We start from the raw sequence: 13,444 nt of genomic DNA on the forward strand, positions 1-13,444 counted from the left end.
TGTCGTGCGCAGACCGTTCATCGCTTTAGGAAGGCTGCATGTCCACCCCCCCCGTTCGCGAACAATTCCTCGTCATCAGCGCTCTCGGCCCCGACGCCATGGCCCTGACCAACCTGCTCAGCCGCGCCTGTCACGAGAACCGTTGCGCGGTGATCAGCACCCGCCTGAGCCGTCATGGCGAATACAGTGCGCTGGTGCTGCAAGTCTCCGGCAGCTGGGACGCTCTGGCGCGCCTGGAGTCGAGCCTGCCGCTATTGGCCAAGAAGAGCGACTTTTCGGTCAGCATGATTCGCAGCGCCGCCGCCGAGGCCCGCCCGCAGGCGCTGCCCTACGTGGCTTACGTCAGCGCCGTGTATCGCCCGGACATCCTCAACGAGCTGTGTCAGTTCTTCATCGACCATCGCGTCGAGCTGGAGAATCTCACCTGCGATACCTACCAGGCCCCGCAGACCGGCGGCACCATGCTCAACGCCACGCTGACCGTGACCCTGCCGGCCGGCACCCAGATCAGCTGGCTGCGCGATCAGTTCCTCGATTTCGCCGATGCGCTGAATCTGGATGCGCTGATCGAACCCTGGCGCCCGCAGAATCCATGACGATCTGCTGCGCGTCGGCCCTGCTGCGTTAGAAACAGGTTCGGCCTGCTCATTTACAACTCGTAAACTCCGCGGCCTCACCTGCTTCTGCCTTGCATGGCTCTAGCTCGCGAGATCGCCGACAACCTCTAAATGAAGGAGTTTTCATGTCCGTTGAACTCGACAAACCCGTTGCCGACTTCCAGGCCGAGGCCACCAGCGGCAAGCAGGTCAAGCTGTCCGACCTCAAGGGGCAGCAGGTCGTGCTGTATTTCTACCCCAAGGACGCCACCCCGGGCTGCACCACCGAGGGCATGGACTTCCGTGCCCGCTTCGCCCAGTTCCAGGCCGCCAATACGCTGATCTTCGGCGTTTCCATGGACAGCCTGAAGAAGCACGAAAGCTTCAAGTGCAAGCAGGAGTTCCCCTTCGAGCTGATCAGCGACGAGGAGCACAAGCTGTGCGAGCAGTTCGGCGTGTATCAGCTGAAGAAGAACTACGGCAAGGAATACATGGGCATCGTGCGCAGCACCTTCCTGATCGACAAGAACGGCGTGCTGCGCCAGGAATGGCGCAACGTGAAGGTCGCCGGCCATGTCGACAAGGTGCTGGAAGCCGCAGAAGCCCTGAACAAGGCGTGACCCCGCACCGCCAGAAAAAAGGCCGCAATTGCGGCCTTTTTTTTGTGCGTCCCTAGTTCAACTCGATGGCTTCCGGCTCGGCGCGCGGCCAGGCATTGAGCACCGCCTTGAACAGGGTGGCCAGGGGGATGGCGAAGAACACGCCCCAGAAGCCCCACAAACCGCCGAACAGCAGCACGGCGCAGATGATCGCCACCGGGTGCAGATTGACCGCCTCGGAGAACAGCAGCGGCACCAGCACGTTACCGTCCAGCGCCTGGATGATGCCGTAGATCACCATCAGATAGAGGAACTGATCGCTCCAGCCCCACTGGAACAGGCCGATCAGCGCCACCGGCACCGTTACCACCACCGCGCCGATGTAGGGCACCACCACCGACAGGCCGACCAGCAGCGCCAACAGCGCGGCGTAATTGAGCCCGAGGAAGGCGAAGGCGATGTAGGTCACCACCCCGCAGATGATGATCTCGATGAACTTGCCACGGATGTAGTTGGCGATCTGCTGGTTCATCTCCTGCGCGACCTGGGTAATCAGCGCGCGCTCGCGCGGCAGATAGCCGCGGAACCACTGGCCGATCTGCTCACGGTCCTTGAGGAAGAAGAACACCAGAATCGGCACCAGCACCAGATAGATCATGATGCTGACCAGCATCGGCAGGCTGGACAGCGAGAACGACAGCGCCCACTGGCCGAACTTGCCGGCCTCGCCGCGCATGCTGTCGATCAGCTGCACCACCTGCTCGTCGGTGATCAGGCTCGGGTAGCGCTCCGGCAGCAGCAGGAACACCGCCTGCCACTCGGCCGCCATGCGCGGCAGCTCGTTGAACAGAGTGCTCAGCTGATGCCAGAGCAGCGGCATCAGCACCAGCATGAACATGGTCAAGCCTCCCAGAAACAGCGCAAAGACCAGCCACACCGCCAGAATCTGCGGCACCTTCAGGCGCTCCAGGCCATTGACCAGCCCCTGCATGAGGAAGGCCAGCACCAAACCGGTGAGCACCGGCGCGAGCATGCCGCCGAGCGTGAGCACCACGGCGAACCCCAGCACCAACAGCACCGCCAGCACCACCGCCTGCTCATCGGAGAAGTAACGATGCAGCCAACTACGCAAAACCTTGACCATAGAATTCCTTAACGGGGAGAAACCGGCTCTTTCACTACGCCAGCCATGTGAAAAATGGCGCACGCCGTGAATGAATGACCACTGGGATGTGTTTCAAGCTGCGACAGCCGCTCAGGCCTTGCGCAGCCAGTAGCGGTAGACGCCCGCCTCGACCTCTTCATGCAGCAGCGCATGCCCTGCCAGGCTGGCGAAGGCGCGAAAATCCCGCTGCGAACCGGCATCGGTGGCGCTGACCTTGAGCACGGCACCGCTGCCCAGGCGATTGAGTTCGAGCTTGGCCTTGAGCAACGGCAGCGGGCAGCTCAGCCCGCAGGCGTCCAGTTCGGCATCGAAGGCCGGTACGTCTGTCATCGTCTACTCCATAAAGAGGGCTAGGATACCCAAGCCGCTGCAACCCTGGCCAGCGCGGTAGCTGGCCGGCTACAGTATCTCCTTTGCCGCCCGAGAGCCTTGAGTGCATGACATTTCTGCGCCCCACCCTGCTGACGCTCGCCTGCCTGTTCGCCGCCCACACGGGTGCCAGTGACCTGCCGTCGCTGGGCGACGCCAGTTCCTCGATCGTCTCGCCGCAACAGGAGCATCAGCTCGGCCGCGCCTGGCTCGGCCTGCTGCGCGGCCAGGTGTCCCAACTGGACGACCCGCAGCTCAAGGACTTCGTCGAATCCAGCGTCTACCGCCTGGCGGAAACCAGCCAGCTGCAGGACCGCCGCCTGGAATTCGTGCTGCTCAACAGCCCGCAGCTGAACGCCTTCGCCGCACCAGGCGGCATCGTCGGGGTCAACGGCGGCCTGTTCCTCTATGCCCAGACCGAAGCCGAGTACGCCTCGGTGATGGCGCACGAACTGGCGCACCTGTCGCAGCGCCACTTCGCCCGCGGCGTAGAGGCCCAGCAGCGCATGCAACTGCCGGTGATGGCCGCCATGCTCGCCGGCATCGTCGCCGCCGCGGCAGGCGCCGGCGATGCCGGCATGGCCACCATCTTCTCCGCCCAGGCCGCCGCGATTCAGGAACAACGGCGCTTTTCCCGGCAGAACGAACAGGAGGCCGACCGCATCGGCCTGGTCAACCTGGAAAAGGCCGGCTACGACCCACGCGCCATGCCGATGATGTTCGAACGGCTGATGCGCCAGTACCGCTATGACGCCAAGCCGCCGGAGTTCCTGCTGACTCACCCGGTGTCCGAATCGCGTATCGCCGACACCCGCAACCGTGCCGAGCAGTACCCGGCCAAGGGCCGCGAAGACAGCCTGCGCTACCAGCTGATGCGCGCCCGCGTGCAGCTGACCTACGAGGAAACCCCGGGGGTGGCAGCCAAGCGCTTCCGCGCCATGCTCGACGAAAACCCGGGCCTGGACGCCGCCCGCTACGGCCTGGTGCTGGCGCAGATGAAAACCGGCCAGCTTGGCGAAGCCGCGCAGACCCTGGCCCCGCTGCTAAGCAAGGCGCCGGATGACATCGTCTACAACCTGGCGCAGATCGAACTGGACATGGCCGCCAACCGCCTGGATGCCGCCGAGCGCCGGCAGGAGCGCATGTTCACCCTCTACCCCAGCAACTACCCGCTGCAGCAGACGCGCATCGACCTGTTGCTCAAGCAGCAGCGCACCCGCGACGCCGAACGCGCGCTGGACAACCTGCTCAAGAGCCGGCCGAAGGATCCGGACGTCTGGTATCAGGTCGCCGAGGTACGCGGCCTGAGCGGCAACACCGTCGGCCTGCACCAGGCCCGCGCCGAGTTCTTCGCTCTGGTGGGGGACTACAACCAGGCCATCGAACAGCTCGACTTCGCCAAGCGCCGCGCCAGCAACAACTTCCAGATGGCCTCGCGCATCGACGCGCGCCAGCGCGAACTGGCCGAAGAGAAACGTCTGGTGGAGCAGATGCTGCGCTGATCCAACCGTGAACGCCTGAACCGCGGCTCAGGCGTCACGAGCGGCGTTCACGCCAAGGGCGGGGTGCGCGGCGGGATCAGGCGCTTGCTGCCGGTGGACTCGTAGGCCGCCGCCAGTCGCAGCAGCGCCGAGTCGTCGTAAGCGCGGCCGACGAAGGTCAGCCCCACCGGCATGCCGATGTCGGCCATCACGCCCATCGGCACGGTCACGGTCGGCACACCCAGGTGACGAATCGCCAGGTTGCCGTTGGCCACCCATACGCCATTGCTCCAGGCGATGTCCGCCGATGCCGGGTTGACGTCGGCATCGGCCGGGCCGACGTCGGCCACGGTGGGGAACAGCACCGCGTCCAGGCCCAGCTCGTCCATCCAGTCTTCCAGGTCGATCTTGCGGGTGCGCTCCAGGCCGCGCAGGCCGTCGGGCAGCGTGGCGATCTGATCCCAGGGTTTGATGCCGCGCTTGGCCATGTTGACGTACTCGTCCATGCCCGCCGCCAGGTCGCCCTCGCGGTTCGGCAGCGTGCCGGGGTCGTGCGGGAAGATCTGCGGGCCGTCCACATCGGCCAGGCGATTGAGCTTCGGGTCGCCATTGGCGCGCAGGAAGTCGTCGAAGGCCCAGCCGCTCAGCTCCCACAGCTCGTCATGGAGGAATTCCGGGCTGACGATGCCGCGGTTGAACACCGTCGGCGCGCCGGGGCGGTCGCCCTCGCAGTTCGACACCAGCGGGAAGTCCACTTCCACCACTTCGGCGCCGGCCGCTTCCAGCGCCTCGCGCGCCGCCTCCCACAGGGCGATCACCGTCGGCCGGGTGTGGATGCGCTGGCCGGTCGGCCCGCCGATACCCGGGTTCTCGCTGGTACCGGCCAGCTCGTCCTTGTTGATAAACATCTTCGGTACGCCCAGGCGCTTGCCGGCCAGCGCTTCGGGCTTGGCTGCCAGCGCCAGGTAGGACGCGGGACGCACCTCGGAGGCTTTCGGGATCGGCACCCAGGGCTGCAAACGCCACAGGTCGCCACGGGTGTCCGGATCGTCGGCGACCACCACGTCGAGCACCTGCAGCAGGTCGGCCATGGTGCGGGCGTAGGGTACCACCACGTCCATGGTCGGCGTCAGCGGCCAGTTGCCGCGCACCGAGATCACCCCGCGCGAAGGCGTGTAGGCGCACAGGCCGTTGTTCGAGGCCGGGCCGCGCCCGCTGGACCAGGTTTCCTCGGCCAGGCCGAAGGCGGAGAAGCTGGCGGCGGTCGCCGTACCGGCGCCGTTGGACGAACCCGAGGCGAACGGCGCGGTGAGGTAATCGGCGTTGTACGGGCTTTCCGCACGGCCGTAGACGCCGCGCTGCATGCCGCCGTTGGCCATCGGTGGCATATTGGTCTTGCCCAGGCAGATGGCGCCGGCCGCGCGCAGACGCTCGATGGTGAAGGCGTCGCGCTGCGCCACCAGATCCTTGAACGCCGGGCTGCCCGAGGCGGCCGTCAGGCCCTTGACCAGGTAGCTGTCCTTGGCGGTGTAGGGGATGCCATCGAGCGGGCCGAGCGTTTCACCACGGGCGCGGCGCGCATCGGAGGCCTCGGCCTCCTTCAGCGCATCGGGGTTGCGCACCACCACCGCGTTGAGTCGGGTCGGCGTGTTCGGCCCGTCATAGGCATCGATACGCGCCAGATAGGCCTTGACCAGTTCGACCGCCGTGGTGCGGCCGGACTCCAGCGCGGCACGCAGCTCGGCGATGGAAACTTCGGTTACCTCGATCATGGTGTCATCACTCGCAGATGGCGGGCTGCCGGCCTGGGCAGCCCGAAACAGGGAAGAAGGCGTTTCATCGCCGCCGCCGTTCGCAGGTCGGCGCACGACCAAACATGGGCCAGATGATACATCCCCCCGCTTGCCGGGTAACCGGGCGCCGGGCCGTCAGGGAATGGCGATGGGCACGATGTCCACCCGCCCCGCGCGGGCGATCAGCTGGAACGCGCGCACCTGCGCATCGCCAAAGCCGCGCTCGTTGGTGAAACGGTCATGCACCAGCACGATCAGGTCCGGATAGGGAGATACCCCGGGGTTGAAGTGCCCCACCGAGAGCAGCTCGACCGTTTCCCGCCGCACCAGCGGAGGCGCGAAGCGCACCAGCTCGCCCCGGTAGTAGAGGCGGTAGTGCGTGCGCGGGCCGATGGACGCATGCTGCTGCGTCACCTGGCGGATCGACCAGTCGCCGCCCTGCTCATGGATCACCCGCTCGGAAACGCCATGGCCGCAGCCGGGCAGCCAGGCAAAGCCCAACGCCAGAAGAATGTGCAAAGGTTTCATCACGCATCCCTGTGCCGATAAAGAAGATAGGCGCCGCCAGCCGGCTCCGTACCAGCCAAGCGTAGCTGCCCGACAGGCAAACCACCGCAACCATGGGAAAGTCGTTCACCTGAACACTGGCCAGTCCCCTGCTATGTTCAACTGCTCAACGCGAAACGGGAGAACAACGCCATGTCCCAGGTCACCGGCGGCTGCCTTTGCGGCCAGATACGCCTCGAAGCCACCGGCCAGCCCTACCGGGTTGGCGTCTGCCACTGCATGGATTGTCGCAAGCACCACGGCGCCCTCTTCCATGCCTCGGCGATCTTTCCGCAGAGCGCGGTAAAGATCGAGGGCGAAACCGCTCACTACGCCGGCCGGCACTTCTGCCCGCACTGCGGCTCATCGGTGTTCGGGCGCACGGCGGACGAGATCGAAGTGAACCTCGGCACGCTGGACGCCCCCGACCAGTTCGCCCCCACCTACGAGCTGTGGACCATCCGCCGCGAGGCCTGGCTGCCGCCTTTCCCCTTGCAGCGTCACTATCAACGGGATCGTGACGAGAGCCAGCGCTTCGAAGGCTAGCGCCGCGCGCTACGCCTCGCCCGCACCATCGGCCCAGCAGATCCAGGCATGCATCAGCCCGGCCTGGAAAAACTGCACCGGCGCCGCAAAACCGGCCGCCTGGATGATGTCGGCCACCTGCTGCGCCGGCAGCACTGCCACGTCCGTGGCATAGGCCGCACGTGCCCGCTCCAGCATCTGCGGGTCGACGCCGGCCGAAGACATCAGGGTCATCCAGCTGTGCAGCAGCCGTTCGTAGGCAGGCGACCGAGTGTCGGCCGCGAGGTCCGCGTTGGCCAGCAGCCCGCCAGGCTTCAGCCGCTGCGCGATCTGCCGGAAGAAGCCGGTACGCGCCTGTGCGTCGGTGAAGAACTGCGACACCAGAAAGCAGGTGGCGCCGTCATAGGCCTGACCTGCCTCCAGCGTTTCGAGATAGCCCTGATGAAAATCGCAACGGTCGAGGAAGCCGCCTTGCCGTGCGCGCTGGCGGCACACGTCCAGCATCGCGCCAGAGGGATCGAGGGCGGTGAAGCGCCAGTTGGGGAAGCGCTCGGCCAGATGGGCGATCTCCGCTCCGGTACCGGCACCGACGCAGAGAATCCGCGCCTCTTGCGGCAGGCCGACGAACAGCGAATCGAGCAGGAAGTACAGGGTATTGCGGATGGGCGCCATACCCGCCCACTGTTTGTCGTAGCCTGCGGCCTGTTGATCGAACAGCGCCTTGAGTTCTTCTTCGGTCATGCAGCACCTTCCTTTGCAGTTTGAGGACGGCCGCGCCGAGCGCGGCGTTTCATCCAGTATCCCAGAGCTGTCAAGCCCCTCCACTCTGAAGGCAGGGCAACTTTTCCGCACTTTGTTCGCGGCACGGGGGACTAACAGGCATGAGCCAACCCTGCGAACCGACCATGCCCAGCCCATCCGTCGAACACAAAGCCTTCATCCTGCTGCTCGCCCTGGTGACCATCGCCTTCTTCTGGATACTGCTGCCCTTCTATGGCGCCGTGTTCTGGGCCATCGTGCTGGCCGTGGTGTTCGCGCCGCTGCAACAGCGCCTGGCCCGCCGCTTCGGCGGCAGAGGCAACCTGTCGGCGCTGCTGACGCTGATCGTCTGCCTGCTGGTGGCGATTCTGCCGGTGATCTTCGTCATCTCGGCGGTGGTGGCCGAAGGCACCAGCCTCTACCAGCGCCTGGAATCGGGGGAACTGGATATCGGTGCCTACGTCACCAACACCATCGAAATGCTGCCGCCGTTCATGCAGGACCAGCTCCACCGCTTCGGCATGAGCAACCTCGAAGGCCTGCGCGAGCAGATCTCCAAGGGCGCCATGGCCGGCAGTCAGTACCTGGCGACCAAGGTGTTCGTCATCGGCCAGATGACTTTCGAGTTTCTCATCGGCTTCTTCATCATGCTGTACCTGCTGTTCTTCCTGCTGCGCGATGGTCGGACCCTGGCGCGCGACGTCCGCACCGCGGTGCCGCTGGGGGACACCACCAAGCGCCGCCTGCAGATCAAGTTCACCCGTGTGGTACGCGCCACAGTGAAAGGCAATATCGTCGTGGCGGCCGTCCAGGGCGCCCTCGGCGGCCTGATCCTTTGGGTGCTGGGCCTGCCCAGCCCGCTGCTGTGGGGAGCGCTGATGGCCTTTCTGTCCCTGCTGCCGGCAGTCGGCGCCGGCCTGGTATGGGCGCCGATGGCCGCCTACCTGCTGCTCAGCGGCAGCGTCTGGCAAGGGGTCACGCTGAGCGTATTCGGCGTGCTGGTGATCAGCCTGGTGGACAACATCCTGCGCCCCATCCTGGTCGGCAAGGACACGCGCATGCCCGACTACCTGATCCTGACCTCCACCCTCGGCGGCCTGGCCCTGCTGGGCCTCAACGGTTTCGTGATCGGCCCGCTGGTGGCGGCACTGTTCGTCGCCAGCTGGAATCTGTTTGGCAGCCGGAAAAAGACGGTTCAGCTGCCGCAGTGACAGTCCGGCAGGCAGGTTCTTTTCCTCTGCCTCTCATGCGCCACAAGCGATGCATTTGCGCCAGATGCCCTGGGCGCAAACGCATCCCATTGCCGGTCAGCCGGCCGTCACCGTCATGCCGCCATCGGCCATGACCACCGCGCCAACCATAAAGCTGGCCCGCTCGGAGGCGAGGAATGCCACTACCTCGGCAATCTCCTGCGGCTGAGCCGCACGGCCGATCGGCGCGGCCTCGCCGTGCTGGGCCAGGAAGGCCGGGCCGTCCTCCACCACATCGTTGAGGATGTTGGTCACCACATCTCCCGAACCGACGGCGTTTACCCGAATGCCATGCTCGATGGCCTCGAGCGCCAGCGCACGGGTGAGCTGGGCCAGCGCTCCCTTGGAAGCGGCGTAGGCCGCGATGGTGGGAAAGGCGAAGTACGACGCGTAGGAGGCGATATTGACGATGGCGCCGGACTTGTTCGGCATCATCGCCTTCATCGCTTCGCGGCAATGCAGAAACGCCGCGGTGGCGTTGACGGCCTGGATGCGTTCCCAATCCTGCCGGGTCATGTCCACCACCGCCTTGTTGATGATGATGCCCGCGTTGTTCACCAGGATGTCGAGCCGACCGAACTGTTCGACTGCCAAAGCCACCGCGCGCTCGGCGGCTCCGTCCGCGGTGATGTCGGCCACCAGGGGCGCCAGCCCCGGCTGGGCCAGTTCCTCCACGGCGGGATCGATGTCCTCCGCGATGACCTTGGCCCCGCGCGCATGCAGCAACAGCGCGGTGGCCTTGCCGATACCGCTGGCGGCGCCGGTAACCAGGGCAACCTTGCCCTCGACTTCCTGGGTGATGATGTTCTTGATGTCAGCCATGGTGACTACTCCTCAATTGGGCGAAACGAAACCTTCGTCTGCATGCAACCCCGTGGGGTGCGTTCGAAGACGGCTTCATCCTCTCCCGATTGGCCATGGCGGGCTTTCGCCGCCTTGCGCTGGCTGTCGCGATCTTGCGCTCAATCCGCCTGAGCAGCCGCTGAGACATGCCCGGCGCCCTTGCGCTAACCTGTCCAGCGCCGCCCTGATACCGGGCACCATTGATGGAAGCCTTGCTGGTGAGCCAATCCGAACCTGTCGCCTCTACTGACGCCCTGCGGATTCCGGCCGAGGCCATGTGGCAATACATGCCGGATGGCCGCCCGGCACAGCCCCAGCCGCCTGCCGCGCAGGACGTGGTGCTGCACCTGTTCACGCACCGCAGCATCGCCGAGCCGATCCTTGTGCCGGCGGTGGCCGAACCGCTGCTGGTGATGGTGCTGGCAGGGTCGGCCATCGTCGAAGAGCGCGTGGCGGGCGGCGAATGGGAGCAAACCGAGGTGCGCGTTGGCGACTTCTTCCTCACCAGCACCACGCAACCCTATGAAATGCGCTGGCAAACCAGAGCGGGCGACAGCTTCGAAGTGATGCATCTGTATCTCGCGCCTACGCTGATCGACCGCGCCGCGCACGACCTGGGGCTGCAACAGGCCGGGACGGTAAGCTTCGTCGACGTCTCCGGTGGCCGTGACGACTGGGTACGCATGCTGCTCGAACAGTTGCGTACGGAGCTCACCGGCAGCCGCACGCCGAGTCAGCTGCTCGTGCACAGCCTGGCCCAGGCGCTGGCGATTCATCTGGTGCGAACCTATCGCGCCCCACCGGCCACAGGCAGACGCAGCAACGCCCTGCAGGCCTACAAACTGAGGCGCGTCGTCGACCTGATGAACCAGCATCTGGCGCAAGACTTTTCCCTGTCCAGCCTCGCGCAAGCCGCACAACTGAGCGAATACCACTTCAGCCGGCTGTTCAAACGCGCCACCGGGCTGTCGCCGTCGCACTACTTCATTCGCCTGCGCATGGCACGTGCCCGGCAACTGCTGCTGGAAACCGACCGCAGCGTGATCGATATCGGAATGGAGGTGGGCTACTCGAGCGCCAGCCATTTCTCGCAGGTCTTTCGCCGCGAAGTGGGCATAACGCCGAGCGCCTACCGCGATCCGGGGCGGGATTGAATGTGGTCGATACGTTGTGTGCCTGACGCCAGCCCGACACTTCCATGCAAAGCCGGTCTGGCGTCACGGAGTTCCTTGATGATGGAAACCGGGCTCTAGCGGGTTGCGCAAGGCATCGCCTGGCGTTTCTTCCAAAGCATCTTGGCCGCGGTGGGATTGATCGGGCTACCGCTAAAGGTGGGAAGGGAATATTGGAGTAGCTGATTGCCAATATCTTCCCGATGAACATTTCCCTTGATTATCTTCTGGTTGAGTTTGAATTCATAAACTATCGAACTCAAATCCTTCTCTCGCATCAAGGTGCAGGGATCAAAAACCTTCATGTAAATGCTCTTGCCATTCTGGCTAAGTGACATCAATAACTTCCCGTCGGGGCGCGACTTGAGCGCAACCTCGTGCCCAGGCAATTGTTTGCTCAGGTAACGAATGACGTGATCCATGACATTTGAACTCCATCGCGATTAGTGTGAGCTCATAGGGCAGGATGTATGCCAAGAGTTTCTGAGTTGTAAGCCGTTGAATTTTCTAGGGTGGCCAGGGGCTGCGAGCTTAGAACTGGCGTGCAAAATGCAATAGCCGGCATAAGGCTATCGTGTGGACTGCAATTCCATCGTTACCTGGAAAGATCAACTGCGCTGACGAAAACTGGCGAACTAGCTATTCGCTATTACGCGGCCAGAGCTTTTACCGGGTGTTGGAACTTCAGCTTTCTGACACTCCGAAACTTAATTCACCGTCAATCTCCCCCTGCGCGCACGCGCTAGATGCCATTGCGAAGGCGCAGCAAAAAATCCGAGACACGTTGATGTGTTTGTCGCCCGGTGGCGGGCATCAGACCAGGCGCTCGGAGCTGCAGCTGGAGCAGCCCTGCAAAGCCGGGTGGGCGTCGCTTGTCCGCCGGCTTGCGCATCTTGTCACCTGCACCTGGGCACGTTCACGGGAGAAAAACAGTGAATGACCGCAAGGCCCGCAGTCTAAAGCCTCATTCCCCTGGCAGCCGCTGGCCGAGCGGCAAAGCCCACCTACAGTCGAGCAAAGGCGATGAAAACCTCGCGAATCATTACCACTGAAACCCATGGCGCGCCGCGCGAGGAGCAGGCGGAATTGCTGATTTTCGGCACGCCGAAGGAGCGGCTCGATTTCTATCGACGGGAAATTCAGTACGAAACGAGTCTGCTCGCCGGGCGCACCAATGCCTATCTGACGGCGCAGTCGTTTCTGGTGATCGCCTACGCCTCGTCCATGGCCAACTCCAACGAAAACTGGGGTGCAGTGTTCACCCTGGTGGTCCCCGCCATGCTGACGCTGCTGGGCATCATCAACTCACTGCACGCCTGGCCGGGCATCAGGGCCTCCGCCACCATCGTCGAGCACTGGCACTACAAGCAGGAGCAGCTGCTGCGCAGTGACCCCAAGTTCGGCCATGCCTATGACGACTCGCCACTGTTCAGCGAGCAGGAGGCGAGCCGTGAAAGCACCTACAAGTCCCTGCTGTTCTTTCTGCGTTCGCCCTGGCTGTTCATCGTGTTCTGGGCCGCGCTGGGGGTGTTCTCCCTCTGGTTGCAGTTACCCTCCGCCCATCTGTGAACCTGCCCTGCCGGGGCTTGGCACGCCAGCCCGCTGAAGACCCGGTGCCAATGCCGTACGAGCAGCCCCAGCGATGCGACTAGCGGCCAATCAGTTCGAACTTCTGCGCGCCCCACCCCTCAACCCTGATGCATGCCGCGTTCGCGAACGCGATCAATCACTGCGCCCAACGGCGCATCAGCGGAGGTATTTCCCATGAGTTCGAATCTGCAAGGCAAGAAGGTGCTGTTCATCACTGCCAACAGCGGCATCGAGCGCGACGAGTTGCTCAAGCCGATGCAGGCATTGAAGGATCAGGGCGCAAGCGTCACCCATGCCAGCGTCAAGGGTGGCGAGGCCGAGACCTGGCTGAAGGACAGCGAGAAGGACGTTACCGTGCAGTCCGACACCCAGCTCAAGGGCCTGAGCGCGGCGGACTACGACCTGCTGGTGATCCCCGGGGGTACGGTGAATGCCGACACCCTGCGTCAGGACAGCGATGCCCAGCGCCTGGTGCAGGAGTTTCGCCAAGCGAGCAAGACGGTGGCCGCGATCTGCCATGGCCCCTGGCTGCTGATCGATGCCGGAGTGGTGTCCGGCAAGGCGCTGACCTCCTACTCCAGCGTGCGCACCGACCTGGTGAACGCCGGCGCCGATTGGGTGGATGCCCAGGTCAAGGTTTGCCCCGGGCAGAACTGGAAGTTGATCACCTCGCGCACCCCGGACGATCTGCCAGCCTTCAACGAAGCGCTGAGCCAGGCATTGCAGGCAGCGTAAAGCCTGTCGGCGCACTTCGCG

15 protein-coding genes are annotated in these 13,444 nt (G+C 64.4%); 8 read left to right on the top strand and 7 right to left on the bottom strand.

What is annotated here, in order from left to right; all coding sequences use genetic code 11:
• Positions 1 to 38 precede the first annotated feature (38 nt).
• Together L1F06_RS16105 and L1F06_RS16110 are read left to right on the top strand one after the other, a co-directional pair.
• On the top strand, positions 39 to 596 hold the full coding sequence (locus L1F06_RS16105) for a glycine cleavage system transcriptional repressor (RefSeq protein WP_012018186.1): 558 nt from the start codon (positions 39 to 41) through the stop codon (positions 594 to 596).
• A 146-nt stretch (positions 597 to 742) separates the two neighbouring features.
• On the top strand, positions 743 to 1,216 hold the full coding sequence (locus L1F06_RS16110) for a peroxiredoxin (protein WP_012018185.1): 474 nt from the start codon (positions 743 to 745) through the stop codon (positions 1,214 to 1,216).
• A gap of 52 nt (positions 1,217 to 1,268) precedes the next feature.
• Here the strand turns inward: L1F06_RS16110 and L1F06_RS16115 are convergent, their stop codons facing one another.
• Positions 1,269 to 2,339 carry an AI-2E family transporter gene (locus tag L1F06_RS16115; RefSeq protein ID WP_096826133.1) on the bottom strand — a complete coding sequence of 357 codons (1,071 nt, stop codon included), beginning with the start codon at positions 2,337 to 2,339 and terminating at the stop codon, positions 1,269 to 1,271.
• Positions 2,340 to 2,450: 111 nt separating this feature from the next.
• The gene (locus L1F06_RS16120; protein ID WP_003245121.1) at positions 2,451 to 2,690 is read right to left on the bottom strand and encodes a sulfurtransferase TusA family protein; all 240 of its coding nucleotides are present in this window, start codon (positions 2,688 to 2,690) and stop codon (positions 2,451 to 2,453) included.
• 107 nt (positions 2,691 to 2,797) lie between these two features.
• On the opposite strand from L1F06_RS16120, the gene L1F06_RS16125 reads away from it, so the two are divergent.
• Positions 2,798 to 4,231, top strand: a complete 1,434-nt coding sequence (locus L1F06_RS16125; RefSeq protein ID WP_003245122.1) for a M48 family metalloprotease — start codon at positions 2,798 to 2,800, stop codon at positions 4,229 to 4,231.
• Positions 4,232 to 4,278: 47 nt separating this feature from the next.
• Here the strand turns inward: L1F06_RS16125 and L1F06_RS16130 are convergent, their stop codons facing one another.
• A complete protein-coding gene (locus L1F06_RS16130) occupies positions 4,279 to 5,982 on the bottom strand; it encodes an amidase (protein WP_129484170.1) in 1,704 nt (567 codons plus the stop codon).
• Positions 5,983 to 6,138: 156 nt separating this feature from the next.
• Positions 6,139 to 6,531 (bottom strand): hypothetical protein, encoded by a 393-nt coding sequence (locus L1F06_RS16135; RefSeq protein ID WP_129484169.1) that lies wholly within the window; start codon positions 6,529 to 6,531, stop codon positions 6,139 to 6,141.
• A 171-nt stretch (positions 6,532 to 6,702) separates the two neighbouring features.
• On the opposite strand from L1F06_RS16135, the gene L1F06_RS16140 reads away from it, so the two are divergent.
• Positions 6,703 to 7,095, top strand: a complete 393-nt coding sequence (locus tag L1F06_RS16140; RefSeq protein ID WP_012018181.1) for a GFA family protein — start codon at positions 6,703 to 6,705, stop codon at positions 7,093 to 7,095.
• Between the two features lie 9 nt (positions 7,096 to 7,104).
• Here L1F06_RS16140 and L1F06_RS16145 read toward each other — a convergent pair whose 3' ends face one another.
• The gene (locus L1F06_RS16145; RefSeq protein WP_129484168.1) at positions 7,105 to 7,815 is read right to left on the bottom strand and encodes a class I SAM-dependent methyltransferase; all 711 of its coding nucleotides are present in this window, start codon (positions 7,813 to 7,815) and stop codon (positions 7,105 to 7,107) included.
• Between the two features lie 164 nt (positions 7,816 to 7,979).
• Here L1F06_RS16145 and L1F06_RS16150 point away from each other — a divergent pair, with 164 nt between their 5' ends.
• Entirely contained in the window at positions 7,980 to 9,044 is a 1,065-nt protein-coding gene (locus tag L1F06_RS16150) for an AI-2E family transporter (protein ID WP_041772846.1), read from the top strand.
• Between the two features lie 96 nt (positions 9,045 to 9,140).
• On the opposite strand, the gene L1F06_RS16155 is transcribed toward L1F06_RS16150, so the two are convergent.
• Positions 9,141 to 9,905, bottom strand: coding sequence for an SDR family NAD(P)-dependent oxidoreductase (locus L1F06_RS16155; protein WP_129484167.1), 765 nt, complete (start codon positions 9,903 to 9,905; stop codon positions 9,141 to 9,143).
• Positions 9,906 to 10,129: 224 nt separating this feature from the next.
• On the opposite strand from L1F06_RS16155, the gene L1F06_RS16160 reads away from it, so the two are divergent.
• Positions 10,130 to 11,080, top strand: coding sequence for a helix-turn-helix domain-containing protein (locus tag L1F06_RS16160; RefSeq protein WP_129484166.1), 951 nt, complete (start codon positions 10,130 to 10,132; stop codon positions 11,078 to 11,080).
• Positions 11,081 to 11,175: 95 nt separating this feature from the next.
• On the opposite strand, the gene L1F06_RS16165 is transcribed toward L1F06_RS16160, so the two are convergent.
• On the bottom strand, positions 11,176 to 11,520 hold the full coding sequence (locus L1F06_RS16165; protein WP_012018175.1) for a hypothetical protein: 345 nt from the start codon (positions 11,518 to 11,520) through the stop codon (positions 11,176 to 11,178).
• Positions 11,521 to 12,121: 601 nt separating this feature from the next.
• Between L1F06_RS16165 and L1F06_RS16170 the strand changes: the two genes are divergently transcribed.
• A complete protein-coding gene (locus L1F06_RS16170) occupies positions 12,122 to 12,667 on the top strand; it encodes a hypothetical protein (protein ID WP_012018174.1) in 546 nt (181 codons plus the stop codon).
• A gap of 195 nt (positions 12,668 to 12,862) precedes the next feature.
• On the top strand, positions 12,863 to 13,423 hold the full coding sequence (locus L1F06_RS16175) for a type 1 glutamine amidotransferase domain-containing protein (protein WP_003245142.1): 561 nt from the start codon (positions 12,863 to 12,865) through the stop codon (positions 13,421 to 13,423).
• Positions 13,424 to 13,444: the final 21 nt, after the last annotated feature.

It is taken from the genome of Pseudomonas hydrolytica, from assembly GCF_021495345.1.
In the GTDB taxonomy this organism is placed as follows: Bacteria; Pseudomonadota; Gammaproteobacteria; order Pseudomonadales; family Pseudomonadaceae; genus Aquipseudomonas; species Aquipseudomonas hydrolytica.

Bases quoted from the DNA above. Each gene is read 5' to 3' on its own strand.
- L1F06_RS16155 (WP_129484167.1), bottom strand. From the start codon at position 9,905: ATGGCTGACATCAAGAACATCATCACCCAGGAAGTCGAGGGCAAGGTT.
- L1F06_RS16105 (WP_012018186.1), top strand. From the start codon at position 39: ATGTCCACCCCCCCCGTTCGCGAACAATTCCTCGTCATCAGCGCTCTC.
- L1F06_RS16150 (WP_041772846.1), top strand. From the start codon at position 7,980: ATGCCCAGCCCATCCGTCGAACACAAAGCCTTCATCCTGCTGCTCGCC.
- L1F06_RS16140 (WP_012018181.1), top strand. From the start codon at position 6,703: ATGTCCCAGGTCACCGGCGGCTGCCTTTGCGGCCAGATACGCCTCGAA.
- L1F06_RS16160 (WP_129484166.1), top strand. From the start codon at position 10,130: ATGGAAGCCTTGCTGGTGAGCCAATCCGAACCTGTCGCCTCTACTGAC.
- L1F06_RS16165 (WP_012018175.1), bottom strand. From the start codon at position 11,520: ATGGATCACGTCATTCGTTACCTGAGCAAACAATTGCCTGGGCACGAG.
- L1F06_RS16130 (WP_129484170.1), bottom strand. From the start codon at position 5,982: ATGATCGAGGTAACCGAAGTTTCCATCGCCGAGCTGCGTGCCGCGCTG.
- L1F06_RS16120 (WP_003245121.1), bottom strand. From the start codon at position 2,690: ATGACAGACGTACCGGCCTTCGATGCCGAACTGGACGCCTGCGGGCTG.
- L1F06_RS16115 (WP_096826133.1), bottom strand. From the start codon at position 2,339: ATGGTCAAGGTTTTGCGTAGTTGGCTGCATCGTTACTTCTCCGATGAG.
- L1F06_RS16125 (WP_003245122.1), top strand. From the start codon at position 2,798: ATGACATTTCTGCGCCCCACCCTGCTGACGCTCGCCTGCCTGTTCGCC.
- L1F06_RS16145 (WP_129484168.1), bottom strand. From the start codon at position 7,815: ATGACCGAAGAAGAACTCAAGGCGCTGTTCGATCAACAGGCCGCAGGC.
- L1F06_RS16110 (WP_012018185.1), top strand. From the start codon at position 743: ATGTCCGTTGAACTCGACAAACCCGTTGCCGACTTCCAGGCCGAGGCC.
- L1F06_RS16135 (WP_129484169.1), bottom strand. From the start codon at position 6,531: ATGAAACCTTTGCACATTCTTCTGGCGTTGGGCTTTGCCTGGCTGCCC.
- L1F06_RS16175 (WP_003245142.1), top strand. From the start codon at position 12,863: ATGAGTTCGAATCTGCAAGGCAAGAAGGTGCTGTTCATCACTGCCAAC.
- L1F06_RS16170 (WP_012018174.1), top strand. From the start codon at position 12,122: ATGAAAACCTCGCGAATCATTACCACTGAAACCCATGGCGCGCCGCGC.